This is a genomic window from Amycolatopsis sp. CFH S0740, assembly GCF_004522315.1.
Taxonomy (GTDB): Bacteria; Actinomycetota; Actinomycetes; order Mycobacteriales; family Pseudonocardiaceae; genus Amycolatopsis; species Amycolatopsis nivea.
Map to the genome: position 1 here is coordinate 129,607 of NZ_SDLS01000023.1, position 26,714 is coordinate 156,320.

Below are 26,714 nucleotides of genomic sequence, written 5' to 3' on the forward strand. Positions count from 1 at the left end.
TTTACCTTCCCGGGCATGGGAGCGAACGAGGGGCGCGGCCGGGCCGCCGCGGCGCGGGTGCGGGAGGTGTCGACCCCCGAGCTGTACCGGCGCAACCCGTTCCGGCTCGTCGGCCTCACCGCGGTCGCGACCCGGCGCGAGGTGCGGGAGCGGCGACTTCGAGTTCTAGGGGTGCTCGAAGTCGGCGGCGCGGTGCCGGACGGGGTGCCCGCGGACGCGACCGTCGACGAGGTGCGGGCGGCCTTCGACGCGCTCGGCAACACCGAACACCGGTTCGTCGACGAGGTCTTCTGGATCTGGGGCATGCCAGTCGACTGCGAATGCCCGCTCCAGCTCCACCGCGCGCACGACAACGCGGTCGCTGCGTACGCGGCAGCCCTCGACGCGGAGGCCGACCGCACCGACGACCACCCGGCTCCCTTGTGGACCGAAGCCGCCCGTTGCTGGACGGTGGTGCTGCGGAGCGAATCCTTCTGGCGGCATCTGAACCACCGCGTCGAGAAGCTGGGCGATCGGCGGCTTGACGAGTCCACTGTGGACGGGCTCCGGACGGCGTTGCCGGACGCGTTGCTCGCGCCGTTGATCGAAGTAGCCACGAGATCGGCTGAGCCGCAGCGGTTCACCGGGTATCTCGCGTTGTTCGAGGCTGATCGGCACGCGGTCGAGGACGCGCGGGCGGCTATTGCCGACGGGACGTATCGGCGGGTCGAGGCATTGCTCAAAGACCTTCGAGGTGACTTGGACGGCAATCGGGTGCAGGCGGCCGCAGAGCGGGCTGTCAAAGACGTCGAGCCGCTGTTCGACCGGCTCGAAGAGGTGGTCCCGCGGGCGGAATTCCGGCGGACCGCCTCGCTTTCGGAGTCGATCGCGGTGGTGGCGAACAACATTGGGGTCGCGCTCGCGGAGGTGCGCGGCGCGTCCGCGAGCCTGATCCGGGACGTATTCGCGGTCGCCCGGCGATACAGCCTCGATCCGGAGACGCTGGAAGCCGTGGCGCGCAACGAGTTCGCTGCCACGGTGTACGCGCCAGCTCCGCCGCCGGAGCGGGAACCGTCGGCGGCGCGGATTTTCGGGGCGTTGCTGCACGCGTTGGCAGCTTCCGTGTTCCTGGCTTTGAAGCTTCCGGAAGGCGCGCTGCTGGCGGTCATCTTTCTCGGCGCGGTCGCCGGGGCGTTGACGAATTGCCTCCTCGCGGCCCGGCCGTGGGTCGAGCCGGGCCGGTACCCGGTTCTGCTGGGGCTGGACTTCGTGGTTTACCTGGTGCTCAGTCCGGTTGAGCTGCCGTATTGGCTGGCTGTCGCCGTGGCGGCGGCGCTGTTGTACGTCGCCCCGTTCGTTCGGCTGCGGAGGAGATTGTGATGCGAGACCGAGACCGGCGGGGCGAAGAAGCGCGGCAACGCAAGCAGCACAAGGAATTCCGGATCGCCGAACCCGGCCTCCAGCCAGAAGAACGCGCTCGGTTGCGGGAATTACTCGAACAGCTCGCCGCGGTATTGACCACTAAGGACGACGCGCCGCCACTGTCCGAATCGGACCTGGCCGAGGCGGCGACGGCGTTGTGGCGGGCGCGGCGGAAGCTCGCCGGTGCCGAGGACCGGGTGGCGCGGCAGGCGGGCCGGTTCCTCAGCGCGAGTCAGGACGCGCTCGACGCGGCGGGCGTGCTGGTGCAGGACCACGACCGGATCCCGTTCGGCTCCGGGATGGCGCTCGAGGTGCTGTTGTTCCAGGACGAACCGGACCTGGACGTCGAGCGGGTGGTGGAGACCGTGCGGCCGTCGATTTACCTGACCGGCCGCCGGATCCAAATGGGACAGGTCATCGTCGGGCGCCCGGCCGCCCGGGGGAACGGGGAAACGGATGCGTGACACGATCGATTTCGGGATCGACCTCGGCACCACGAACAGCGCGATCGCGGTGCTCGACGACGGTGCGGTTTCGGTGATCAAGAACAACATGCAGATGGATTACACGCCTTCCGCGGTCTGGTGCCGCCGGCGCGGCGTGATCGAGGTCGGGGCGGGGGCGCGGCGAAGGCTCGAGGACGACCCGGACAGTGTGCAGGTCGAATTCAAGCAGTCGATGGGATTGCCGGACGCGCGGCGGGAATTCCCGAAGGCCGGGGTCAGCATGACGCCGGTGGAACTGTCCGCGGAAGTGCTGCGGTCGCTGCGCAGTTCCGTTGCTCCGCGGGAAATGCCGGACGCGGCGGTGATCACCGTGCCCGCCGCGTTCCTGCTGAACCAGACCGAGGCGACGCAGGAAGCGGCGAAACTGGCCGGGTTCACCGGGAATTGCCCGCTGTTGCAGGAACCGACCGCGGCGGCGTTCGCGTTCGGGTTCCAGAACGAAAGCAAAGGCGCGCACTGGATGGTGTTCGACTTCGGCGGCGGCACGTTCGACTCCGCGGTGGTCAGCACTGCCGAGGGAGAATTGAGCGTGCTGCACCACGCGGGCGACACGCACCTCGGCGGACGCAACATCGACCAAGCCGTGCTGGACCACGTGCTGGCTCCGGAGGTGGTGCGACAACTCGGGCTCACCGATTTCCGCCGGGACAACCCGCGCTGGCGGCGGAACTTCGCCCGGCTGCGCAGTACCGCCGAGACCGCGAAAATCCAGCTCTCCCAGGCGGAACAGACTCAAGTGCTGCTCGACCTCGACCGGGGCGACGGGCAGGAGGAGATGTTCGAGTACACCCTGCGCCGCGAGGAAGTCGATCAGGTCGCGCGGCCGTTTTATCTCCGTGCCGTGCAGTTGTGCCGGACCGCGCTGGAGTCGGCAAACCTGCGCCCGGCGGACATCGACCGCTTGCTGCTGGTCGGCGGTCCGACGCTCGCGCCCGGGTTGCGCGAGCTGCTGGCCGATCCGTCGGTCGGGCTCGGCATTCCGCTCGACCACAGTCAGGATCCGAGCACGGTGGTGGCGCGTGGTGCCGCCGCGTACGCCGGAACTGTGGCGCGCCCGAGGACGGTGCGCCCGGCGAAACGCGGCGAGTACTCGCTGGAACTGTCCTACCCGGCCACCACCAGCCTGCCGAGCGTGCCAGTGTCCGGCCGCTGTTCGACGGACGGTTCGGCGGACTGGTCGCGGTTCCGGATCGCGCTGAGCGCACCGCAGCGCAGGCCGGTCTACCGGACGTCCGAGGTTTCGCTTTCCGCGGACGGCACTTTCACCGTCGACGCGGTGCTCGACGAGCTGAGCACGAACCGGTTCGAGATCGAGCTGCTCGACCCGACCGGTGCGCGCGTTCCGGTGCAGCCGGACTCGCTCACGATCACCCACCAGCTCAACGAAATGATGGGCCAGACCGTGGTCAACACGGTCGGCCTGACCGAGGCCGACGGTTCCTTCACTCCGATGCTGATGAAGAACGCGCCGCTGCCGGCGGCTAAACGGCAGACGTTCTTCACCACGGCGACGCTGTTGCGCGGCAACACTTCCTCGGTGATCCGGATTCCGGTCGCGGAGGGCGAACGTCGCCGCGGCGAGCGGAACCAGCAGGTGGGCGTCATCGAAATCCGCGCTAAAGACGTGCGGTTCGACCTGCCGCGCGGCAGCGAGGTCGTGATGACCTTCGAGATGGACGATTCGCGGCAGGTGTCCGTGGTGGCCGAGGTCCCTTTGCTGGACAACGAATTCGAGGCGGTCATCGACCTCAAACAGCAGCACGTGCCGGATCCGCCGACGCTGCGGCGGCTGCTCAACGAACTGGAAGCGCGGCACGAGCAGGTGCGGACGCAGGTCGAGGGAACGAGGTCGGACCGGGCGCGCGGGCTGCTGAACCGGCTGGACGAACAGGGCAGCGTCGCGGCGGCCCGGGACGAGGTGCGCTCCGGCGGCACCGACGAGGGGGCCGCGGTCGCCGCGGAACGGCGGATGCGCGACGTGCAGGCGGATCTTGACGACATCGAGGCGGAGCTGCGCGTACCCGAGGTGCTGGAACGGCTGCGGGACCAGATCGACCACTGCCGCGAGCTGGTCGACCGGGTCGGCGCGGACGAGGACCGGACCGAACTGGCCGAGATCGAGCGCCGGTACGCGACCATCGCCGACTCGCGCGACGTCGAGGCGGGCGAGCGGCTGTCCGAGCGGGCGCTGGACCTGCAAGTGCTGTTGCTGCGCCGGGACGGTTCGCTGGACCTGGAGGTGTTCAACGCCCTGCGGGCCGCGCGCGACACGATGTCCGACCCGGCCCGCGCGCGGGAGCTGATCCGGGAGGGCGAGCACGTGGTCGCGACGTCGAACTGGGCCGCGCTGCCGGACGTCAACCGCCGGTTGCGCCGTCTGCTCCCCGACGACCGGCCAGGCCAGCCAGGCGGCGGCATTCTGCGCGGGGAGCGGTGATGAGCGGGCTTTCGCAGGCACTGGAACGGGAACTCGTCCTCGCCGAAGGCGCCGACCTAGCCCGACGCGGCGATTACGAGGCCGCCGTCGCGCTCCTGGAACCGGATTCGGCGGGCGATCCCGCGCGGTTCGACCTGCTGGCTCGCGTACACGCCCAGTCCGGCGATCTAGCGGCGGCGGACGCGGCGTGGGCAGCCGTCCTGGCTTTGCAACCGGACAATTCCGCTGCGGAGGCGGGACGTCGGGTGATCGCGAAAGTCCACTCTGGACGATTGCGACGACGACCGGTTCGCCGGTATCTGCTGACCGCCGGTGCGGTGGTGCTGATCGGCGGCGCGATCGCGGGTGGGGTGGTGTTGACTACGCGACAGCCGCCCCCTCCGGTCGTCACCGCGGCCAAGTCGGACGACGGTCTCCGCGCAGAGCTGGATCGTCTCCACGGCCAGGAATCCCGTGACGCCACCGCCGCGAAGGAACGGCAGGAGAGGTTGAAGCAGCTAGCGCAAACGCTGGCAGCACCAGGTGTGTCCACAAAGGCCGGCTCCGGCGCGGTCACCGTCAGCTTCGACCGCAGCCTGTTCAGTCCTAACGCGACAACTCCGAACGCAGCCGGGCGAACGGCGTTGACCGATTGGGCTCCTGTCCTCAAGGGACAGTCCATTCGCGTCACCGTGATCGGCCACGGCGTCGCAGTCCCCGGCGGCCCGGCAAGCGGCGGTTCGACGGTCTCCTTGGCTCGCGCGTCCTCGGCGGTCCGAGTACTGGCCGCGGAGAGCGGATTGCCGTTGACCGCATTCGCCGTCTCCAGCGCGGATCAAGGCGCGGACTCAGCCCGGACGGTCACACTCGAAGTGCGACCGACCGGCGCATGAACGCCACGTACAACGCGCCCGGGACGATGAGCCCGAGCAACCACGAAATGTCCGCACCGCCAAGCAACGGAGCGATCGGCCCGACGAAAATGCCTTCGACGTTGGCGAACGGGATCTGCACCGCGATGCCGAGCACGTACGCGGCCAGCGCGGGCCAGGCCCAGCGACCGTAACGGCCGTTCGGGTCGTAGAGCGCGTCGAGGTCGTACTTTTCCTTGCGCAGCAGATAGAAATCGACCAGGTTGATCGAACTCCACGGCGTCAGGAAGTACAGCAGGAAGTCGAGGAACAGCACGAAGTTAGACAGGAACTGCCCGCGGCCGAGGATGGCGATCACCGCGCCGACCACGCCGACGCCTGCGATGTAGCCGATCCGCGTCGCCTGGGAGAGCGCGGCGCGGCGGCCGAAACCGGTCAGGGCGGTCGCGACGGTCATGTAGCCGCCGTAGATGTTCAGCACGTTCACCGTGAACTTGCCGAGCGCGATGGCCAGCAGCAAGGGGATGAGCAGGGCTTCACCGCCGAGGCCGACGACGTACGCGACTTCATGGCCCTTGAACGCCTTCCCGGCAATCGCGTAGGCCAGCGCACCGAACGACATCGCCCACACCGCGCCGAGCACCGTGCCGCCGTAGGTCCACCAGAACGTCGCGCGCACCGACGTCGCCGAGGGCAGGTAGCGCGAGGTGTCGGCGACGTACGGGCCGAAGGTGAGCTGCCACGACGCGGTCAGGGAGACCGCGAGGAGGAACTTCGGGAAGTCCAGGTGCGGCGCGGCGAGCACGGCGCCGAGGTCGTGCCCGCTGATCAGCCGGATCGTCAGGTAGAGGAAGACGATCACGGACAGCGCGGACGCGAGCCAGCCGAACCGGTGGATCAGCCGGTATCCGACGATCGCGATCAGCGCCGAGGCGAGCGCGTAGACCGCGATCGCGGCGTCCGTCGGCAGGTGCGTGATCTGGGCGACGGCCTGGCCGCCGAGCAGTGAACCGCTCGCGAAGTAGCCCAGGTACATCACCACGACCAGCACCAGCGGGAGCGCCGCGCCGTATACCCCGAACTGTGCCCGCGACTGGATCATCTGCGGAATGCCGAGCTTCGGCCCCTGCGCGGCGTGCAGCGCCATCGGAATGCCGCCGAGCGCGTTGCCCGCCACGACCGCGACGATCGCCCACAGCGGATGCACGCCGACCAGCACGGTCAGCGCGCCGGTGACCGCCGACGTGATCTGGGTGTTCGCGGCGAACCACAGGGTGAAGAGGCTGCGCGGGTGCCCGTGCCGCTCGGACTCCGGGACCGGGTCGATCGAGCGTCGCTCCAGTGTGGCCGCCACGTGCCCCTCCTGCGGTTCTTCGGTGAATGCGCTGGACGAACTCAACGTCAGCGTGCCGTTGCGGCCAAGTAGCCGCCGGACGATTCTGTCTCGGATCCCAGACCTTGACCAGCTGTCAGCGCCTGGCAGCGGACTGCCAGCGAAGTGTGCGGCCGGTGCCAGCGACGGCCGCCACTCTTCGGAGGTCACCAGCTCACCAGGGGAGAACAATGCAGACTCCAGTCACCATCATCGGCGCCGGCCTCGGCGGACTGACCCTGGCCCGGGTCCTGTACCTGCACGGGATCCCGGCCACGGTCTACGAGGCCGAGTCGTCGCCGATGTCGCGGTCCCAGGGCGGACTGCTCGACATTCACGATTACAACGGCCAGATCGCCGTCGAGGCGGCCGGGCTGATGGACGAGTTCCGCGGCCTGATCCTCGAAGGCCGCCAGCAGATGCGGGTCCTCGATCCCGACGGCACCGTCCTGCTGGACCATCCCGACGACGGCACCGGCGGCCGTCCCGAACTGCTGCGCGGCGAACTGCGGCAGATGCTGCTCGACTCGCTTCCGGACGGCACCGTCCAGTGGGGCCGGAAGGTCAGCGGCGTCCGCACGGTTGACGGCGGCCACGAGGTGTCCTTCGCCGACGGGGGTTCGGTTGTCGCGAAACTGCTGGTCGGTGCCGACGGCGCGTGGTCGAGGGTGCGGCCGCTGCTGTCCGACGTGGTGCCGGAGTACATGGGCCTCACCTTTGTCGAGACGTACCTGTACGACGCCGAGAACCGGCATCCGGAGGCCGCGAAGGTCGTGGGCGGCGGCGGGATGGGCTCGCCGGGACCGGACCGGCGCATCATGGTGCACTGCGAACGCAACGCCTTGCACACCTACGCGATGCTCAAGAAACCGGCCGAGTGGTTCGACGCGCTTGAAGGCCTCGACACCTCGGACGCTCTCGCCCGGATCGCGGCCGAGTTCGCTGACTGGGCCCCGGAAATCCGCGAGCTGATCTCCGGCAGCGACACCGCGCCGATCGTGCGCAAGCACTACAAGCTGCCGGTCGTGCCCCGGTGGGAGCGAACCCCTGGCGTGACGCTGATCGGCGACGCGGCACACCTGCAGGGGCCGAACGGCGAAGGCGCGAACCTGGCCATGCTCGACGGCTCCGACCTCGCCGAACTGCTCGCCGCGCATCCCGGCGACGTCGAGACCGCGCTGGCCCGGCACGAGGAACGGATGTTCGCCCGCAGCGAGAAGGTCGCCGCGGAGTCCGCGGAGATGGTCAAGCGGATCACCGCCGACAACGGCAAGGACACCGCGAAGGTGGTCGCCGAGGGGTTCCGCCGGATGCTCGCCAAGAAGCGGGAACCGGCCAGTTGAGGCGCGCGGTGAACGTACGTGAGGGGAACCCTGACGGAATCAGATTCCCTCAGGGTGGCCCTCACGTACCTCAGCGGGCGGCGCCGGCGAGGCGGTGCGCTTTGAAGAACTGAAGGATGACCGGGGTGGCGTCAATGGCGGTAGGGGTGTCGGAGTCGTTGTTCGGGCGAGTGCTCGGCCAGACGTGCCCGGCCCCTTCCATCCGGTAATGCGCCAGCGAGCATCCGGGCCACCACTCCTTCACCACGTTCCGCGTCGGAGAAACCGAGACGGGGTAAGGGAAACACCGGTCGCGGGCGGCCCAGCCGTTCAACCAGTCCGGAATGGACGGCAGTCCCTTGGCCGGATTGCCGGTATAGGGAATGGTGGTGTCGGCGGTGCCGTGGAAGTCGAGCAGCGCGACCTTCCGGCTCGGCTGGCAGGCGCCGCCCTGGGGGTAGAACGCGCCGGAAACGGGGGCGAACGCGGCGATCCGGTCGGCCATCCGGCACGCCAGCACGCCGACGAACCCGCCGCCGTTCGACTTGCCCGCCGCGTAGATCCGGGCCGGGTCCACGCACATCCGGTGCTGCAGCGAGGTGAGCAGGTCGGCGGTGAAGCGGACGTCGTCGACCGGGGCCGAGTAGGGCGCGCCGGTCCAGGCGGATTTGCCGTCGGTGCCGGTGACGCCCTGCGGGTACACCGCGATCACGTCCGAGCCGGAGAAGCCGGACAGTTCTTCCTGGTACTCCGCCGTGCGGCCGTGCCCGTGATAGGACAGGACGACCGGGTACCGCCGGTGCGAGTCGTACCGCGCGGGCACGTAGATCCGGTACTCGCGATCGACCCCGCCGGAGGTCAGATGCTCGACGGTCGTGGCGCCGGGACGGGCGACCGCCTGCCCGCACCCGGTCGTCGGCGATGCCGCTTCGGCCGATGCCGGCGCGGCGAGCACCCCGATCCCGATCGCCGCCGCTAGTACGGCAACGCCTGCACGGAAACGTCCGGACATCCGATCCTCCTCGATCGACGGGCGAGCGCGACAATAGTCACCCCGCATCGGCCCCGGACGAACCTTTCGTTCATTGAGTTAACGGCTAGGCTCGTTCCCGTGACGGACGCGGAAGAGTCCTCTGTCAACCGCATCACCGGCGGCCAGTTCGACAAGGTCGTGATGGCCGGGGCGGTGCACGGCGACATCAACGTCGGCCGGTCGGGCGACAGCCCGGCGGACCTGGCCGACCCGCTCATCGCCTCGGTCCGCCTGAAACCCGGCGGAACACTGGCGGACCTGGTGCTCGACACCGATCCGCCGCAGGTCGCCGTGCCCGGCGGGACGGTCCACGTCATCACGGTGGAAGCCAGAACGAACCGAGCCGTCGTCCTGCAATCCGCACGGATCGCGGTCGTCTCGCGAACCCCGCCGCGCCCGGCGTGCCTGGTGGTCCGGGTCGGCGGGCACCTGAAACCGCGCCCCTTCACGACCGACTTCGACGCCCCGTCGCCGCGGCTCGTCGCAGAGGGCCCGGACTTCCCGTTCACCGTCAGCGCCACCGATGTCGAGCAGTTCGAGATCGAACCGATCACCACCACCCACGAGGTCGCCTGGCGGTTGGAAGTGGACTGGACCTGCGCGGGCCGCCACGGCACCACGGTCATCGACAACCACGGCGAGCCGTTCCACGCGTACCCGGTGCCGGCGCTCTACTCCGGCCGCTCGCATACGGTGCTCAGCTCCGGCTGCGATCTCTTCCACGAACGCGGGTGCCCGTCGAACCTGCTCGCCGCGTCGGGTGCACCCGTTTCGCTCTGGGACCAGCCTTCGTCCTACCCCGTGCTGGCTCCGCTCGCGGACGCCCCGGCCTCCGTGGACCTGGATCCCGACCTGAAGGAATCGTGGCCCGAATACCGCCGCGTCGCCAACGCCATCCGAATGGCGGCCGCCTCGGGCGACTTGCGCGGCCACGAGCTGCCGGAGCGCCGCGCGCTGCTCATCCGAGTGCTGCGCTACCTCTTCGTCTCCGGCCAAGCTCATCCCGGCGCCGCCCTGGGCCGGCTCATCCACGCCGAATGGACCACGGCGCTGGGCGCGGACCACCCGGACACCCTCGCCGCCGCCAACCGCCTGGCCGGATGCCTGATCGGCACCACCGAACACGCGGAGGCGCGCGACCTGCTGGCCGACCTGCTGCCCCGGGCGAGCCGCGTCCTGGGCGAGGAGGATCCGCTGACGTTGATCGTCGCGAGCAACCTCTGTGTGGCGTACATGGGGCTGAACGAATACGAACGCGCCCGCGACCAGACGGAGGACGTCCTGGCCCGAACCCGCCGCGCCCTGGGCCCGGACGCACTGGGCACCTTGCGGACTACCGGGAACCTGGTGCGGATCCACCTCCGCCTCGACGACCGGGCCGCGGCGCTTGAGGTGCTGGCCGACCTGCTGCCGAGGTGCCGAAGGGTGCTGGGCGAGGACCATCCCCTGACGGTGAACGCTGCTGCGGAGCTGGCTCAGATCCAGGAGTGAGTCAGGGTTTGCCTTGCTGCAGGGCGGTTTCCGCCGCGGTGAGGTGGTTCGGGCCTATGCCCTTGGCCGGATGTACCGGGATCGGGGAAAGCCCGGGGTCGCCGAGCGCAATTCCGCTCGGCGAGAGCGAGCAACGCCGGATTGAGCCACGCTCGCCGCCCCAGTCTTCCGACGCTACCCAGCCCCCTCGCCAGGTCAAGGACGGCAAAACCCCTTCGCCGCCAACACCCGCTCCACCGACGCCTGCACCTGTGCCCCGGACAGTTCCCCGCTCTCCACCGCCCGCTGGAGCCGGTCCACGACCGCCCCCACGTCGTTGTGCCCGGAGGAGAACAACGCCTGATCCGCCCCCGCCTGCAACGCCTTCAGCACCGCGTCCGGCAGCGCGAACCGGTCCGTGATCGCCTTCATCCCGCCGAGATCGTCGGTGATCACCGGCCCGGTGAAGTGGAACTCGTTGCGCAGCAACCGATACGCCTCAGGCGCCAGCGACGCGGGCTCGTCCCCGGTCAGCCCAGGCACCTCGAGATGCCCGACCATCACCGCGACCTGTCCGTATTCCGAGATGTCGCGGTAAGGCACCAGATCGACCCGGCGCAGCTGATCCAGCGGCGGTGTGACGACGGTGCCCCGGTGCGAGTCGCCCGAACCGTGGCCGTGGCCGGGGAAATGCTTCAGCACCGGCTGCACCCCGGCCGCGCGCAGGCCCTCGGCGAACGCCAGTGCGTACTGCCGCACCTTTTCCGGATCCGGGCTGTAAGAACGGTCGCCGATCACCGCGTCGTCGGGCTCGTCGCTCACATCCGCGTCCGGTGCGTAGTCGACCGTCACCCCGCGTGCCCGCAGTTGCTTGCCCCGCTGCTCGCCGATCGCGCGCACCTCGTCCGGCGTCTTCGAGGCCGCCAGCTGCCGGGCGCTCGGGAGCGAGCCGTCGAGGTCGTCGATGCGCTGCACGCGGCCGCCCTCCTCGTCGACGGCGACCGAAACCGGGATCTTCGCCGCCCGCTGGACCCCGTCGAGCGCGCCATTTTGCAACAGCGTGGTCTTTTTGTCTCCCACGAAGATCCCGCCGACCTGCTGCGTCCGCACGAGGTTCGCGACGCCCGCCGGATCGCCCGCGTTGACGCCCGGCACCACCAGCTGCGCCACGCGTGCCCGCGGATCCATCGCCGACACCGCCGAGGCGCACGACCCCCGGCCCGGCACAGTCTGCGCCGGCGAGGTTGACGCAGGTGGAGCGGCTTGCGGCGAGCTCCCCGCACTCGGCGGGGTGAGCGCGGTGGGCGTTGCTGTTCCGGAAGCGGAACGATCCCCGGAGCACGCGGAAAGCGCACATATGAGCGTCAACGCGCTGACGGCTCCTGCGGTGCTCCAGCGGGGTCGTGCGTGCGCCTTCATCATTTCCTCTGCTGGTCTGGACAGGTCTCCGTGACGGTAACGGAACCCCACCGGCGGGCCCAACTTCACGCTGTGAAGAATGAGCGCGTCCCGACTAGAGATTTCGTGAAGCCGCGGTGGGCACACTGACCGGCACACGACAAGCACAGGCTCTGCACCGGGGAGGCAGCGATGAATCAGGTCAAGGTTGCGGCATGGGCTTCGGACCCGATCACCCTCGCGGGCCTCATCGACCATCTGCGCACGCGCCGCGAGGTGCGGGTGATGCCGGGCCAGCAGCGCGGTGAAGCCGCGGTGCTCGTGTTCGCCGCGAACCGCGTCACCCGCGAGGTGAAGGCGGCGCTGCGGGCCGCGGCCTCGGAGACCCCCGCGGCCATCGTGTTCGTCGCCGGATACGTCGACGCCGACGATCTCGCCGAGCTGGCCGCCTGGCACGTCGCCGCGGTGCTGCCCCGCGACGCGATCGGCGGCGACCAGCTGGTGCGCAGCATCGTGGCCGCCGCCTCCGGGCGCGAGACCTCGATGCGGGACCTGCTGCAGCAGGCGGAGACCCTGCGCCGGGGCGGCGACCGCACCAACCTGTCGCCGCGAGAGGTCGACGTGCTGCGGCTGATGGCCGAGGGCTGGGACACCGCGGAAATCGCGAACAAGCTCTGCTACTCGGAGCGGACCGTGAAGAACGTGATCTACGGAATGACGAACCGGCTCAAGCTGCGGAACCGTCCGCACGCCGTCGCCTACGCGCTGCGCGCCGGAGTGATTTGAAGGATGCTCACCACGTGCGAAAGCTGACCCGGCGCCCGGCCGTTGCCGCGCTCGCCGCCGCATTCCTGTTACTGGCGGCCGCGTGCGGTTCCGCCGCGTCCTCGGGGAAGATCACGCTGAGCGTGGCCACGTTCGGCGAGTTCGGCTACGCGCCGTTGTTCGAGCAGTACCAGAAGGACCATCCGAACATCGAGATCCGCAGCCGGGTCACCGATTTCGACACGCATTTCAAGAGCCTCGCCACGCAGCTGGCGGCCGGTCGCGGCGCGGCCGACGTCGTCGCGGTCGAGGAGCAGTACATCCCGAAGTACATCCGGGCCAAGGACAAATTCGTCAACCTGGCCGATTACGGCGCGGACAAGCTCAAACAGCAATGGGCGCCGTGGAAGTGGGCGCAGGGCACCGCGGGCGATTACGTCTTCGGACTCGGCACCGACATGGGCAGCCTCGCGATGTGCTACCGCCGGGATCTGTTCCAGCAGGCCGGATTGCCCACCGACCGCAAGGCTGTCGCCGAGCTGATGCCGGACTGGCAGGGGTACGCGAACGCCGCCGCCCGGTTCACCGAAAAGCTGCCGAAGGTGAAGTTCGCCGATTCGGCGGGCACCGTTTACACCGCGATGCTCAACCAGTCGCCGGAGAACTACTTCTCCGCCAAGGACGATTCCTACATCGCCGACCGCAATCCCAGTGTGCGCAATGCCTTCCAGCTGTCCGGCGGCCTCGCGCAAGCCCACGAAACGGCCGGCGCGACCACCTATACCCAGGCCTGGAACGTCGCGATCAAACAGGGCACCTTCGCCACGATCGCGTGCCCGGCGTGGATGCTCGCGCAGATCAAGGAAGCGGGCGGCGACGCGGGCAGCGGCAAATGGGACGTCACCACGGTGCCGGGCAACAGCGGCAACCAGGGCGGTTCCTTCCTAGCCGTGCCGAAGCAAAGCGCACACCCGAAGGAAGCCTACGATCTCGCGCAGTGGCTGACCGCGCCCACGCAGCAGAAACGACTTTTCCTTTCCGACGGAATCCTGCCGAGCGAACCGAGCGTGTACCAGGATCCGCAGGTCGTCGCGCACACCGATCCCTATTTCTCGAACGCGCCGGTCGGCCAGATCTACGCGGCGTCGGCGGACCGGCTGCGGCCGAACTACCGCGGCCTGCACGACGCGGACGTGCGTCCCGAATTCGGCCGCGCGCTCGGCCGGATCGAGGACGGGACGGAGAACGTCGAGCAGGCGTGGGCCGACGCGGTCCGGATGGGCCGCGACGCGATCAAGTAGCTGTCGTGGACCGGAAGCTCACCCCCTACGTCTTCATCCTGCCGTTCTTTGTCCTTTTCGGACTGTTCGGCGCGTTCCCGCTGCTGTACACGTCGTGGGTTTCGCTGCATCGCTGGGATTTGCTGTCCGGCCCGGAAGGCGGCCTCGGCCTCGCGAACTACGCGGAGCTGTTCAGCGATCCGCGGTTCTACAACGCGTTTTTCAACACCGTCAGCATCTTCCTGCTCGCCGCGATTCCGCAGTTCTTCCTCGCACTCGGCATCGCCGCGCTGCTGAACCGGCCGCTGCGCGCGGCGATCTGGTGGCGGGCCGGGCTTTTGCTGCCGAACCTGGTATCCGTGGTCGCGGTCGGGCTGGTGTTCGCGCAGCTGTACAGCTCGGGTTACGGCGTGGTCAACGAGGTGCTCGGCTGGTTCGGGGTGCCGCCGGTGTCGTGGCAGTCGCATCAATGGTCGTCGCATCTCGCGGTCGCGAGCATGGTGATGTGGCGCTGGACCGGGTACAACGCGCTCATCTATCTGGCCGCGATGCAAGCGGTCCCGCAGGATCTGTACGAGGCCGCCGCGCTCGACGGTGCCTCGCGCTGGCGGTCGTTCTGGTCAATCACCGTGCCCGGCATCCGCCCGACGATCGCGTTCACCGCGGTCGCCGGGACGGTCAACGGGCTCCAGTTGTTCGCCGAGCCGCAGCTGTTCGACGCGACCGGCAACGGCGGTGCGGGCGGCAATGACCGGCAGTTCCAGACGCTCACGATGTATCTGTACGAAAAGGGCTTCGGCAAATTCGACGCCGGATACGCGGCGGCGCTGTCCTGGGTGATGTTCGTGATCTGCCTGGTGTTCGCGATCTTCAACTACCGGCTGGTGCGCCGGTTCGTGGGTGCGCCGTGATCCGCCGGGGCCGGGCCGGGGGCTGGGTGTACGCGGTGCTGGTGGGGCTGGTCGCGTCCTCGCTGTTCCCGCTGTACTGGTCGTTCGTGGTGTCCACTCGGGACAACGCGGCGATCGGCGAGACCTCTCCGCTGCTGCTGCCCGGCGGCCATCTCTTCGACAACATCCAGCGCGTCTTCACCACGGTGGACTTCTGGCTCGCGATCGGCAATTCGCTGATCGTCGCGACGACGGTGATGGTGTCCAATGTGGTCCTGTCCAGCTTCGCGGGATTTTCCTTCGCCCGGCTCCGGTTCCGCGGCCGCAACACGCTGTTCTTCATCGTGGTCGGCTCGGCGATGGTGCCCGCACAGCTGGGCGTCGTGCCGCTTTACCTGGTGGTGAGCGATTTCGGCTGGTACGGCCGGCTCGAGGCGGTGATCGTGCCCGCGCTGGTGAGCGCGTTCGGGGTGTTCTGGATGCGCCAGGCGTGCGAGGGTTCGATCGACCAGGACCTGGTGGACGCGGCCACTGTGGACGGAGCGTCGATCCTGCGCACGTTCTGGCACGTGGCAGTCCCGGCGATCCGTCCACAAGCGACCGTTCTAGCGATGGTGACCTTCCTCGGTGCGTGGAACGACTACTTCTGGCCGCTGGTAGTCCTGGACCCGGCGCAAACGCCGACCGTGCAGGTCGTCCTGTCCCAGCTGGCCAGCGGCTACTTCACCGACTACGCCCTGATGCTGACCGGCGCGACCCTGGGTGTCCTGCCGGTGATCATCCTGTTCCTGCTCCTCGGCCGAAACCTGGTGCGCAGCATCTCGACCGGCCTACGGACGTCGTGAGACGTACTGTCCGAAGAACCCGGCGATCGCGGACCGCTGCACGGTGATGCTCACCTGAGGATCAATCGTCCCGATCCGGGTCTCCTGAACCTTCGGATCCACTGGCACTTGCTGCGCCAGCTTCGGCAGGAACCACTGGACATCGGTGTAGCTGTAATGCATCGCGGTCGCCAGCGTGATGTCCTGCTTGGGTGCCGAAGTGTGCTCCCACAACGACTTCCACGCCGGTGACGTTCGATGGCTGCGCGCCTGACCGTCGCTGGTGCTGCCCGACGACCCCATCAGCAGCACCGGCCGCGTCACCCCGTCCGCGCCAGCACGAGTGAGCTGCTTGCCGTCGACGTCGTAAGCGAGCCACCCGTCCAGATCGGCCGCAGCGTCCACCCGGGAGTCCACCGTGGACACTTCGGCGGCGGTATCCCCGCCGAACGAATGCCCGATCACCCCGACCCGGCTCAGGTCCATCGCCTTGCCGAGCCCGGGAATGCCGGGCAGCTGGTCAAGAGTGAACCGGACATCCGCGACCCGCGTCCGCATCCCCGCCACCAGGTCCTTGCTCTGCTGGGAGAACACCACCCTCCCGTCCGGAAACACGACGAACGGTGCCTCACCGGTGTGATCAATGGTCACCACGATGTACCCACGACTGGCGAGATCCTCGGCTGTCGCACTGCCCAGCGCCCGCAGCGATGCCCAACCCGGCGAGTACACGATCACCGGCCACCGCCCCTGCACCGGCGCGTTCGCCCGGGCGTGCGTCCGGACGGCCGCCCAGCCGACCTTGCCGGTCGGCAGCCCCAACGCTGGTGCCGCCCCCTGGTCAAAGTACGCCGCGGCCGCTGCGGGCAGGTACGGCGCCTTCGGCCCAGCGCCGGGCCGAGTGGGGTACCAGACGCTGATCATCAGCTCCCGGCCCCGCGCCGAATCGACGAGATGGACATCGCGCTCGCCAATCGCGTGCGGGCCAGTTGGGGTAGGCAGCTCGAAAGTGGTCTCCGCCGCGGCGGGGGCGGCCCCTAAGACGGTGAGGAGGAGGGCAGCGGCGAGGACTGTTCGGAAGCGCATGCCGGAACTCTGCCGTTCCGGCCGGGCTGCTCGCGCCTGCCGACCGTCGCGGGCGACCCCCGACTTTCGTCAACCGGTCCGGCGCGCCACAGCGGTCGCGAGCTCGCTGCGTGACGGCGCATCCAACTTCCCGAGCAACCGCACGACGTGCGCCTGTACCGTCCGTCGAGGCAGCCGCAGCTCCGTCGCGATCTCCGGATTCGACCGCCCAGCCGCGACGAGCCGGGCGATCCGGACCTCCAGCGTCGACAGCGACTCCCACCCGTGCTCCGGCCGCGCCGACGTCAGCGAAGCCCCACGCTGCACGCCGACCGCCTGCAACCGCGTCTCCGCGTGCTCCAGATTCCACGCCGCGGAAAGCTCCGTGTACAGCGAAGCCGCTTCATCGAACGCAGCCTGCGCGGCGTCCAGCCGACCCACCCGAGCCAGCAGCACCGCCGAGTCCTCCAACGCGCTGGCCAGCTCCGGTTTCCGCCCCACCGCGCGGAAATGCTCCACCGTCCGCAGCACCGGCTCCGGATCCTCGCCCAGCAACCCCCGGCACCATTCCGCGGCCGCGAACGCCCGCGCCGGTTCGAGTTCCTTCTCTGCCTCTTCGACACACACCGCCAGCGCCCGCTCCGCCGCGGCCCGGTCGCCCGCTGCCAGCGCGATCTGCGCGAACTGCGGCAACCACTGATGCCGCAACATCATCTGCGCGTAAGTCGGATTCAGAATCGGCTCGAACACCGTGATCGCCTTCTGCAGATCACCCTCCTGATAGGCGACCAGCGCGTGCGCGGCAAGCAAAAAGTCGAAACTCTCCCGCTCGGCACTGGTCGCGGGCGCGTGTTCCTCCGCCGCGTCCAGCAGCGCCGCCGCCTGCGCGTGCTCGCCTCGCCGCGCCGCGATGAGCGCCGCGACCCCGTGCAGCAGCAGCGCCGCCGCACCCGGTTCGCGCAGGCCGAAGAAGGTGATCGCCGGACCGTCCTCGGTCACCGTGTCCAGCTCGACCAGCGCTTCGTCCCACCGGCCTTCCCAATACCGGTGCACCGCAACGGAAACCTGCAACCCGCTCGGCATGCTGTGCCGCCGCGTCACCTCGGCGGCCTCCTGCAGCGTCCGGTTCGCGTCGTCCAGCCGGTCGAGGTTCTGCAGCGTGAAGACCCGGTTGTCCAGCAGATCCAGGTGCAGGTCAGCCAATTCGTGCTCGTCGCCGACGGCCGCGATCGCCTCGTCCACGTGCTTCAGCGCGCTGGCGTGGTGCCGCCGCACGGAATCGACCAGCCACAACGTCTGCAGCGCATGCGCGGTGAGGTAGCGGTCGCCGTCCGCCTCGGCCCGCGCGCGATGTGCGGTCTTCTCCGCGACGTCGAGGTCGTCGAGCCCGCCGCGCCGGAAGTTCGCGAGCAAATGGCGGCCGCGGACCCGCCACAGCTCCGGCACTCCCGGATCCTCTGCCGGATTCCCGAGCGTCTCCACCGCGAGCTGCACGTCCCCGCGGCGGAACCGCATCGCGGACACGACGTGGCGCATCTCCGCCGCGTTGTCCGGATCGCGCGACACCGCAAGTGCTTGCAACGCAAGGTCTTCCGGACTGCGTTCGAGCCGGAACAACACCCGCACCAGCGCGACCAGCAACGGTTCGCGGCGCGGATCGTCGTCCTCGACCACGGCGAGCGCGCGCTCCAGCAGCTCGACCGCGATCAGCGGGGCCCGGTTCGACACCGCGCTCTGGTGTTCCACGAGCCAGTCGAGCACCCAAGGGTCCACAGTGGACGGAACGGCCACGAGCTGCTCGGCGACCCGCTTCACCGGCGCGCCGATCTTGGCCAGGGCTTCGGCCGCCTGCCGATGCTGCGCGGCCCGCGTTTCCGGCGACAGATGGTGGTACAACGTCTGGCGCAGCAACGGAAGCCGGAACGCGAGCTGGGTTCCGGTGTCGAGCAGGATGTTGTCCGCCAAGGCCGCTTCGAGCGGGCCGAGCAGGTCCGAGGGACGCTGTCCGAGCACCGCCGCGATGTCGCCCACCGCGAACTCCATGCCGAGAATCGCGCCCCAGCCGAGCACCTGCCGGGTCTGGTCGGGCAGCAGCTCCAGCCGCCGGTTGACCGCCGCGACGATTGATTCCGGCGGCTCGAACCGCAGCGGATCCGGGACGTCGGCGAGCCCGTCGAGGTGCTTGACCGCGCCCGAGTGCACCAGCGCGTCCAGCATTTCCTTGAGGTACAACGGATTACCGCCGGCACGAGCGGTCAGGTCCCGCAGCCGCGGCCCGGGATCCGCGCCGATCTGCCGCTGCAGCAGGCACAGAACGTCGTCCTCGCCGAGCGGACCGAGGTCGAGCACGATGCCGTCCCGGGTCTCGACGCCGCGGCGCAGCTGAGTCATTTCCGGCCGCTCCGGTGCCGGTCGTGTCGCGGCGACCAGCAGCAACGGCAGCTGCCGGGCAGCCGCGGACAATCGGTGCCACACCAGCACGCTCGACTCGTCCGCCCACTGCAAATCGTCGACCACGAGCAACAGCGGCGATTCGGCGCAGAGTTCGTCGACGAGCGCGAGCAGCCGGTCCACCGAATCCAGCACCGGGTCGCCGACGCGCCGCACCGGTTCCTCGCTGCTCAGCGCGACGCGCGCGCGGCGCGGATCCGGCGAATGCGCGTCGATCGCCAGGCATTCGTGCATGACCTGCAACGGGAACCGCATGCTCAGCTCGTCCGCGGCGACCCAGGCGACCTGCAGACCGCCGGCGTCGCCGAACGCGTGTGCCAGCAGCTCCGACTTCCCGATCCCGGCCTCGCCCTCGATCCACACCGCCCGCCCGCGGCCCGCGCGGACGCCGTCGAGCAGCTTGCGCAGCTTGCCGACCTCGGCTTCCCGGCCGAGCAACGGGTCCTGCGGCACCCGCACGACCGGCTCCGGCACCTCGGGCCGCGGCAGGTCCAGCGCCGGGTCTTCGGAGAGCACGCGCTGGTGCAGTTCGCGCAGCCCCGGACCGGGCTCCACGCCTAGCTCGGCGCGGATCGTGCGGCGTGCGTCGCGGAACACGTCGAGCGCGTCGGAATGCCGGCCGCTGCGGTAGAGCGCGAGCATCAGCGAGGCCCGCAGCGATTCGCGCAGCGGATACTCGGCGGTGAGCGCGGTCAGTTCGGCGATGATCTCCTGGTGGCCGCCCATTTCCAGCCTGCTGCGGGCTGCTCGGTCCAGGGTGTCCAGCCGCAGCTCGGCCAGGTATGCGCGATGCCGCTCGGCGAAGTTGCCGGGCACGCCGGACAGCGCTTCGCCGTGCCAGAGCTTGAGCGCGGCACTGAATTCAGCCACCGCCCGGTTGTGCGCCCCGGCCTCAGCCTCGCGTTTGCCGTTCTCCCGGTGCTGCTCGAACTTCGCCGAGTCCAGCGCTTCCGGCGCGAGGTCGAGCGTGTAGCCAGCCGGGCCGGACCCGAGCACCGTCGACGCGGACCATCGGGTGCGTTCCGGCTCCAGCGCGCGGCGCAGCCCGGAAATGTAGGTGTGCACGCTGCCTTCGACACTGGCCGGCGGCGACTCGCCCCACACGCCCGCGATCAGTTCCGCGCGCGGCACCGGCCGTCCGGCGGCGACCGCCAGCATGGCGAAGACCGCCCGCTGCCGCGCGGGTCCGAGCGAGATTTCGGTCGTCCCGCGCCAGGCGCGCAACGGGCCGAGCGCCGTCACCCGCAAATCCCCTGGCATGCCGTTCCATTCGCCGTGTTGACCGAGTTTACCGGTCGATCATGGACGCGAGTCCACCCCGGTTCACTCTCCTGCCGCACGCGCGCGGACCGGACTGGCCCGCCGGATGCCGTACGGCTGCATCCGCGTCTCGGCCCGCCGCACGTCCCAAGCCGCGCCGACCGAGGTGTAGCTGGTGAGTGCCGCGAGGAAAGCCGTGCGCGCCTCGTCGAGACGGCGGTACTCGGCGAGCAGGATCGCGGCGTCCTCGCTGGCCCGAGCGTGCTTGAGCATCCGTCCGGCGGCCTCGTAGTGCGTGGCGGCGCCGAGGATCGCGTCCGGATCCGCGGTGACCAGGCCCCGGCAGTGCGCGGTCGCCGCGGTGTGCGACGGCGGAGTGTCGTACCCGCTGGTGTCGCCCATCAGCCGCAGCGCCCGGAACGCGTGCGGCTGGTCGCCGAGCTGCATGGCGAGCCGGGCGAGGTCGGGCAGCCACTGCTGACGCGCGGCGGGCGGATAGTTCTGGCCCAGCAACGGGAGAAGCGCGGCGAGCGCGGCTTCCGGATCGCCTTCCAGTTCGGCGAGCTGGGCGCGCGCGGCGAGCAGGTAGTCGCCGCCGTTCGGCTCGAGACCGTGCGGGAACTGGTGCCGGGCCGCCGCGTCGAGATGTGCGCGCGCCTCGTCCGGTTCGTCGCGGTGACTTGCGATCAGCGCGCCGACGCCGTGCACCAGCAACGCCGATCCCGGGCTGCGCAACACATACGACGCGGTTTCCGCACCGCCCCGGATCACCGTGTCGAGTTCGGCGAGCGCCTCGCCCCACCGGCCGCGCCAGTAGTAGTGCACCGCACCGGCCAGGTGCATTTCGCCGGGCACCGCCCGGGTCGCGGCCAGCCGGCGCGCGGTGCTCAGGTCCGCGTCGTTGTCGAGCCCGTCCAGCACACCCAGTTCGGACAGATCCGGTGCGGCTGCCCGATGGTCGACGGCGAACCGCTCGATGGTCACGCGCAGGGTTTCGTGCCGCCCGCGCCACATCTCCGGCACCTTCGGATCGGCCAGCGTACGACGGACTTCCGCCGAGGCTTCGGCGAATTCGCCGCGCCGGTAATAGATGTAGGCGAGGATCCAGCGCATTTCCGCGGCCTGCCTGCTGTCCTGGGTGCGCGCGACGACCGAACGCGCCTCCGCCTCCGGCTCCCGGCCGAGCCAGAACAGCAGCCGGGCGAGCGTGGCGGTAAGCGGTTCGCGGGCCTCGGCGGGCAGCACAGCCTGCTTGACCACCTGTTTGAGCAGATCCACCGCGACCTGCGGCGACTGCGCGGCGACCGTGCCGATGTGCTCGACCAGCCAGTTCGCCATCCACGGATCCACCTGCGCGGGCGCGGCCGCCAGTTGTTCGGCGACGCGTTCCGCACCCGCTCCCGCACCATCGAGCGCTTCGGCCAGCTGCCGATGCAGCGCGACGCGCATCGCGGCTGGCGTCTTTTCGTACAACACGCGGCGCAGCAACGGATGCCGGAACGCGAGCAGATCGCCGGACTCGACCAGCACTCCCGCGGTGAGCGCCTCCTCGACCGCGGCGACGAGCGCGGTCGGCGCGCGTTCGGTGGCGATCGCGATGTCGGCGAGCGAGAATTCCTTGCCCAGCAAGGCGGCCCAGCGCAACAGGTCTCGCGCGGAGCTGGAGAGGAAGATCAGATACAGCGTGACCCGCGAGCCGAGCGGCGACGGGATCGAGCGGCACGACGAACCGTCCACAATGGCGTGCGCGCCGTCGAGCAGGATCATCGAATTGGCGAGCAGGGTTTCGACGATTTCCGTGGCGTAGCGCGGGTTTCCGGCGGCGTGGCCGAGCAGCACCGAGAACATCCGGTTCGGCGGCGCGCCGGTGAGATCCGCGGCGATCTTCCGGATCTCGTGGTCCGGCAACGGTTCCAGCCGCAGCAGCGAGGTCGCGCCGGACGACAGGTCCGCGGCCAGCGCTTCGAGCGCGGCCGAGCGGGGGAGCGGACGACTCGCTCCGACGAGCAGCAGCGGCAGCCGCCGGGTTTCGCGAGCGAGGTGCTGCCACACCTGCAACGTCGTTTCGTCCGCCCACTGCAGATCGTCGACCACGAGCACGAGCGGGCCGTCCGCGCACAGCTGCCGGACCAGTCCGAGAATGCCCTGCACCGGGTCCAGGTCCGGGTTCTCGGCGAGCGCCACCGCCAGTTCCGCGCGGCGTAGGTCCGAGGCGCGCGGGTGCACGCCGAGCGCGTCCAGCAGCGGACGCAGCGCGAAGCCCTGGTCGAGCGAGTCCGCGGCGGCGAACAGCGCCGGGTAACCGGTTTCGTGTGCCAGCGCGACGGTTTCGGCCAGCAGCGCGGTCCGGCCGATTCCCGGTTCGCCCTTCACCCACACCGAACGGCCGAGGCCGCCGCCGAGACCGGCGACGGCCTCGCTGAGCAGCTGCAGTTCGTCTTCCCGCCCGACGAACGTCGCCGGACGCGGCGGCAGCACCGGCAGCGGGAAGCGGGGGACCTTTGTGACCGGCGCGGGCGTGACCGCATCGTTGACGGCCAGCAGCTTTTCGTACAACTCCCGCAGCGCGGGACCCGGCTCGGTGCCGGACGCTTCGACCAGCCGCTCGCGCAGCTCGGTATAGACGGTGAGCGCCTCGTGATGCCGGCCAGCCTGGTCGAGTGCTCGCATGAGCAGTCCGTGCAGCGGCTCGCGGAACGGGTGTTCCGCGGCGAGTTCGCCGAGCTGCGTGACGAGCCCGGCGGATTCGCCCGAGTCCATCGCCAGCTCGGCCCGGCGTTCGACGGTCGCCAGTCGCAGTTCCTCCAGCCGCACCCGCTGCGCGGTCGCGTAATGCCCGGAGAGACATTGCAACGGCGTGCCGTCCCACTCCGCGAGAGCCTCGTCGAGCACGCTCCGCGCCTCGGCCCGGCGTCCCTCGGCGAGCAGCCGGTTGCCGAGGTCGCGCAGCGCGCTGAAGCGGTGGACGTCGATCTGCTCCGGTTCGACACAGAGCGAGTAGCCGGATCCGGTGGACGCGATCAGCCGCGATTCGGCGCCTTTGCGGCGGCCCGGTTCGAGGACGCGGCGCAGCCCGGAGATATAGGTGTAGATGCTCCCCTGCGCGCTGGCCGGGGGCGAGTCGCCCCACACCGCGTCGATGAGCACTTCGCGGGAGACGGTGCGGTTCGGCGAGAAGGCCAGTACTGCGAAAACTGTGCGCCGATGAGCGGAACCGAGGTCGAGCTGCCGGTCGCCGAGCCAGGCTCGCACCGGTCCGAGCAGCTGGATTTCCGGCGCCGGGACGCCGCCGGATGCCGACATCGGTCTCCCTTCACGCGCTGACGGATCGTCACACGCCGGATGCCACTGGTGAGCTTACGCCGAAAAGGTGACGTCGCGGGACCGCCCCGGGTTGCTTTTGCCGGTCTTGTCCAGCGAATTGTCCGGTGGACATGGTCAGGGGAGAGGCCCGCCGGTGAACGCCGGGCAAACCGGCCGGGCGGTCCGGCAGGCACACCTGCCGCGACAAAGGGGCATCGGCCGCGCTCCCCGGTTTCCGGACGGGAATCCCTGCGGCAGCCTCGATGAGGAACCCGCGCGCTCGATTCGCGGCTTCGGCGCGGCGGTGGTGAGGAGGAGGCGTGGACCCGGTTCCGGCCCCGGCGGGGGCGAGGTTCGCGGCGGCGATCGACGCGGCGAACGCCTGTTTCGGCACGGTGAACAGCGAAATGGCGGCGCTGCAGGCGTCGTGGCGCGGCGAGGCGGCGGTGCGCTTCGGCCAGGCGATGAACGATTGGGAGCAGCAGTTCGATCGCATTCTGGCAAGTCTGGCAGATCTCGTGGACGTCGCGCGCGGTACGGCCGCGTCCACCACCGCACAGTGCTCAAATGAGCGCGTGCGGTGCCCTGATCGTCGATGAGCGGCGATCCCGGCTTCGAGCAGGCCGCCGAAGTGTTGTCCCGGATCCGCCGCACGACCGGCGACCTCGGCGCGGTGCTGGCGGAACTGGAGTCGGCGGTGGAACCCGAGGTGGCCGCCTGGCCCGCCGCGGCGCGCGCCCGCTACCGGGAGGCCAAACGGGAGTGGGCCGCCGCGCTCGACCGGATGCCCGAATGCCTCGACCGGGCGGCGCAAGCCTTCCGCGAGATCTCGTCTCCAGACCCGAAAAGAGGCCGCTGAGCAGGGAAAACCCTGGTTTTCTCCACCGGCCTTCACGAGCGCGCCAGAAAACGTGAAGTCTCGCCCGCCACACTGCGTCCAGGCAATGTGAAGGGGGTAACCGTGAAGCTCGTCAAGGTCGCAGTGCTCGCCTCGGACCCGATCACCCGGGCCGGAGCCGCGAGCCTGCTGGGTTCGCGCCCGGAACTGGTCCTGCTCGGCCAGGACGCGGCGAGCCAGGCGGACGTGGTCCTCGTGATGGAGGAGCACGTGACCGACCGGGTGCTGTCGCAGGTGCGGGACCTCGGCAGGCAGTCCGAGCAGCTGACCGGACCGCATCTGGTGATCGTGGTCGACCATTTCCGCGAGAGCGACCTGATGACGGCCGTCGAATGCGGGGTCGTCGCGATCCTGCCGCGCCGCGAAACCGGCGGCGGCGAACTGGTCGCGGCAGTGCTGGCCGCGGGCGACGGCACGGCGACGCTCCCGCCGCGGCTGCAGGGCGCGCTGCTCGCACAGGTGCAGCGGATGCGCCGCGACGTGCTGGAGCCGAACGGCCTCACGCTGTCCGGCCTGGCGTCGCGCGAATGCGACGTGCTGCGTCTGGTCGCCGAGGGCTACGGCACCGAGGAGATCGCGACGAAGCTCTGTTATTCGGAGCGGACGGTCAAGAACGTGCTGTACGGCCTGATGACCCGCTGCGGTCTGAACAACCGTGCGCACGCCGTGGCCTATGCCCTGCGCGCCGGCGCGATCTAGTCTTCTGACCCATGGCACAGACGGCGGTAGAGATCGCTCGCGGAGTGCGGGCAGGGGAGCTGGACCCGGTCCAGGTGACCGAGGAAGCCCTCGCCCGGATCGCAGCAGCGGACGGCGTCGTCGGCGCGTTCCGCCGCGTGCGTTTCGCCGAGGCCCGAGCCGAAGCCGCCGAAGTCGCGGCCCGCCCGGACCTCGCTTCGCTGCCGCTGGCCGGCGTCCCCGTCGCGGTCAAAGATGTCACCGACGTCGCTGGCGAATACCAGGGCTGGGGTTCAGAAGCAGGCCCCCGCGACCTGGCGACCGCCGACGGCCTGATCGCCACCCGCCTGCGCGCAGCCGGCGCGGTCATCGTCGGCCTGACCCGCGTGCCGGAGCTGTGCATTTTCCCGACCAGCGACGACCCTTCCGGGATCGCCCGCAACCCCCGCAACCCAGCCTTCACCGCAGGCGGTTCCTCGGGCGGCAGCGCGGCCGCGGTAGCCGCGGGCCTGGTCCCGATCGCCCACGGCACCGACGGTCTGGGATCCATTCGCCTGCCCGCCGGAATGTGCGGAATCGTGGGCCTGAAACCCGGCCGCGACGTGGTCCGCGAAGACGCTCCAGGTTGGTTCGGCCTCTCCACCCACGGCCCACTGACCACGACGGTCGCCGACGCCGCCCTCCTGATGTCCGTCCTGGCCGACCGCCCGGAATGGGCCACCCTGACGCCCCCGCGTTCCCTGCGCATCGCGACGTCCACCCAGGTCCCGTTCACCCGAGCTCCCCTGCCGCGCCCGCTCCGCGCCGCCGTCGACCAGGCCGCTTCGCTCCTTTCGGCTGGCCACACGGTCACTTCCGCGACCCCCGCCTACCCACTCCGCGCCCTAGGCGGCCTGGTCGCCCGCTGGTTCGCCGGTCCGGCTGAGCAGGCCGCGGGCAGCTTCGACCTGTCGCGCCTGCAACCCCGCACTCGCGTCCACGTCCGCCTCGGCCGCCTGACGGCACGCCTGGTCAACGACCGAGCCCGCGACGAATGGGAGGCGATCGCGGAGCAGTTCTTCGAGTCCCACGACGTGCTGGTGACCCCGACGTTGGCGACCTTGCCGCTGAAAGCCCGCCGCTGGCACCGCGAGCCGTGGCTGGCGAACGCAGTCCCGTCCTCGAGGGTGGCGTCATTCACCGGCCCGTGGAACCTGGCCGGATACCCCGCGCTCTCGGTCCCGGTGGCCCGGCACCCCGTCCATGACCTGGCGATGTGCGTGCAACTAGTAGCCCGCCCCGGCGGGGAACCGGTGCTGCTGGGGCTGGCGGCGGAACTGGAATCGGCGAATCCCTGGCCGCGGACGGTTTAGGACTCGCCTGCCTGAACTGCCACTGCTAGGAACTTAAGCCGCCGATTCGGCTTGCTGACCGTCCGCAAGAGACGCCAGCGACGCCGAAATGATCGATTCGCGCCACTAAGGCGAGGTTTCGGGTGCGGTTGAGTCGTGGCTGCCCGGGCCGCGTGACC

20 protein-coding genes are annotated in these 26,714 nt (G+C 69.9%); 14 read left to right on the plus strand and 6 right to left on the minus strand.

Annotated features, from left to right (window positions below):
• The first annotated feature begins 15 nt into the window (after window positions 1-15).
• From EIZ45_RS32060 to EIZ45_RS32075, 4 genes are read left to right on the plus strand one after another with little or no spacing between them, the layout of a single operon-like run.
• Entirely contained in the window at window positions 16-1,359 is a 1,344-nt protein-coding gene (locus EIZ45_RS32060) for a hypothetical protein (protein ID WP_134667459.1), read from the plus strand.
• A complete protein-coding gene (locus EIZ45_RS32065) occupies window positions 1,359-1,865 on the plus strand; it encodes a hypothetical protein (RefSeq protein ID WP_134667458.1) in 507 nt (168 codons plus the stop codon). Before EIZ45_RS32060 ends, EIZ45_RS32065 begins: the two co-directional genes overlap by 1 nt.
• Window positions 1,858-4,344 carry an Hsp70 family protein gene (locus EIZ45_RS32070; RefSeq protein ID WP_134667457.1) on the plus strand — a complete coding sequence of 829 codons (2,487 nt, stop codon included), beginning with the start codon at window positions 1,858-1,860 and terminating at the stop codon, window positions 4,342-4,344. The genes EIZ45_RS32065 and EIZ45_RS32070 overlap by 8 nt, the downstream gene beginning before the upstream one ends.
• On the plus strand, window positions 4,344-5,216 hold the full coding sequence (locus EIZ45_RS32075; protein WP_134667456.1) for a hypothetical protein: 873 nt from the start codon (window positions 4,344-4,346) through the stop codon (window positions 5,214-5,216). Before EIZ45_RS32070 ends, EIZ45_RS32075 begins: the two co-directional genes overlap by 1 nt.
• Here EIZ45_RS32075 and EIZ45_RS32080 read toward each other — a convergent pair.
• Window positions 5,185-6,549 carry a cytosine permease gene (locus tag EIZ45_RS32080; RefSeq protein ID WP_134667455.1) on the minus strand — a complete coding sequence of 455 codons (1,365 nt, stop codon included), beginning with the start codon at window positions 6,547-6,549 and terminating at the stop codon, window positions 5,185-5,187. The genes EIZ45_RS32075 and EIZ45_RS32080 overlap by 32 nt on opposite strands.
• A 209-nt stretch (window positions 6,550-6,758) precedes the next feature.
• On the opposite strand from EIZ45_RS32080, the gene EIZ45_RS32085 reads away from it, so the two are divergent.
• A complete protein-coding gene (locus EIZ45_RS32085) occupies window positions 6,759-7,910 on the plus strand; it encodes an NAD(P)/FAD-dependent oxidoreductase (protein WP_134667454.1) in 1,152 nt (383 codons plus the stop codon).
• Between the two features lie 70 nt (window positions 7,911-7,980).
• Here the strand turns inward: EIZ45_RS32085 and EIZ45_RS32090 are convergent, their stop codons facing one another.
• Window positions 7,981-8,901: a PHB depolymerase family esterase gene (locus tag EIZ45_RS32090; RefSeq protein WP_134667453.1), complete on the minus strand. Its 921-nt coding sequence runs from the start codon at window positions 8,899-8,901 to the stop codon at window positions 7,981-7,983.
• A 99-nt stretch (window positions 8,902-9,000) separates the two neighbouring features.
• Here EIZ45_RS32090 and EIZ45_RS46555 point away from each other — a divergent pair, with 99 nt between their 5' ends.
• The gene (locus EIZ45_RS46555; RefSeq protein WP_205670190.1) at window positions 9,001-10,413 is read left to right on the plus strand and encodes a tetratricopeptide repeat protein; all 1,413 of its coding nucleotides are present in this window, start codon (window positions 9,001-9,003) and stop codon (window positions 10,411-10,413) included.
• Between the two features lie 195 nt (window positions 10,414-10,608).
• On the opposite strand, the gene EIZ45_RS32100 is transcribed toward EIZ45_RS46555, so the two are convergent.
• Complete coding sequence (locus EIZ45_RS32100) at window positions 10,609-11,580, minus strand: glycoside hydrolase family 3 N-terminal domain-containing protein (protein ID WP_037816775.1); 972 nt, start codon at window positions 11,578-11,580, stop codon at window positions 10,609-10,611.
• A gap of 402 nt (window positions 11,581-11,982) precedes the next feature.
• Between EIZ45_RS32100 and EIZ45_RS32105 the strand changes: the two genes are divergently transcribed.
• From EIZ45_RS32105 to EIZ45_RS32120, 4 genes are read left to right on the plus strand one after another with little or no spacing between them, the layout of a single operon-like run.
• Window positions 11,983-12,576, plus strand: a complete 594-nt coding sequence (locus tag EIZ45_RS32105) for a LuxR C-terminal-related transcriptional regulator (RefSeq protein ID WP_037816773.1) — start codon at window positions 11,983-11,985, stop codon at window positions 12,574-12,576.
• A gap of 14 nt (window positions 12,577-12,590) precedes the next feature.
• Complete coding sequence (locus EIZ45_RS32110) at window positions 12,591-13,856, plus strand: ABC transporter substrate-binding protein (protein ID WP_134667452.1); 1,266 nt, start codon at window positions 12,591-12,593, stop codon at window positions 13,854-13,856.
• A gap of 5 nt (window positions 13,857-13,861) precedes the next feature.
• Window positions 13,862-14,746, plus strand: a complete 885-nt coding sequence (locus EIZ45_RS32115; RefSeq protein WP_205670189.1) for a carbohydrate ABC transporter permease — start codon at window positions 13,862-13,864, stop codon at window positions 14,744-14,746.
• Entirely contained in the window at window positions 14,746-15,570 is an 825-nt protein-coding gene (locus tag EIZ45_RS32120) for a carbohydrate ABC transporter permease (RefSeq protein ID WP_043828178.1), read from the plus strand. Before EIZ45_RS32115 ends, EIZ45_RS32120 begins: the two co-directional genes overlap by 1 nt.
• Here the strand turns inward: EIZ45_RS32120 and EIZ45_RS32125 are convergent.
• The 3 genes from EIZ45_RS32125 to EIZ45_RS32135 form a co-directional block, all read right to left on the minus strand.
• Window positions 15,556-16,635, minus strand: a complete 1,080-nt coding sequence (locus EIZ45_RS32125; RefSeq protein WP_134667450.1) for a dienelactone hydrolase family protein — start codon at window positions 16,633-16,635, stop codon at window positions 15,556-15,558. The genes EIZ45_RS32120 and EIZ45_RS32125 overlap by 15 nt on opposite strands.
• Window positions 16,636-16,704: 69 nt before the next feature.
• Window positions 16,705-20,325 (minus strand): BTAD domain-containing putative transcriptional regulator, encoded by a 3,621-nt coding sequence (locus tag EIZ45_RS32130; protein ID WP_205670188.1) that lies wholly within the window; start codon window positions 20,323-20,325, stop codon window positions 16,705-16,707.
• A 63-nt stretch (window positions 20,326-20,388) separates the two neighbouring features.
• Entirely contained in the window at window positions 20,389-23,628 is a 3,240-nt protein-coding gene (locus EIZ45_RS32135) for a BTAD domain-containing putative transcriptional regulator (RefSeq protein WP_134736092.1), read from the minus strand.
• 320 nt (window positions 23,629-23,948) lie between these two features.
• Here EIZ45_RS32135 and EIZ45_RS32140 point away from each other — a divergent pair, with 320 nt between their 5' ends.
• From EIZ45_RS32140 to EIZ45_RS32155, 4 genes are all read left to right on the plus strand, one after another.
• A complete protein-coding gene (locus EIZ45_RS32140; protein ID WP_134667448.1) occupies window positions 23,949-24,227 on the plus strand; it encodes a WXG100 family type VII secretion target in 279 nt (92 codons plus the stop codon).
• Window positions 24,224-24,487: a hypothetical protein gene (locus tag EIZ45_RS32145; RefSeq protein WP_134667447.1), complete on the plus strand. Its 264-nt coding sequence runs from the start codon at window positions 24,224-24,226 to the stop codon at window positions 24,485-24,487. Before EIZ45_RS32140 ends, EIZ45_RS32145 begins: the two co-directional genes overlap by 4 nt.
• A 102-nt stretch (window positions 24,488-24,589) precedes the next feature.
• The gene (locus EIZ45_RS32150; RefSeq protein ID WP_037816759.1) at window positions 24,590-25,225 is read left to right on the plus strand and encodes a response regulator transcription factor; all 636 of its coding nucleotides are present in this window, start codon (window positions 24,590-24,592) and stop codon (window positions 25,223-25,225) included.
• An 11-nt stretch (window positions 25,226-25,236) separates the two neighbouring features.
• On the plus strand, window positions 25,237-26,556 hold the full coding sequence (locus EIZ45_RS32155; RefSeq protein ID WP_134667446.1) for an amidase: 1,320 nt from the start codon (window positions 25,237-25,239) through the stop codon (window positions 26,554-26,556).
• The last annotated feature ends 158 nt before the right edge of the window (window positions 26,557-26,714 follow it).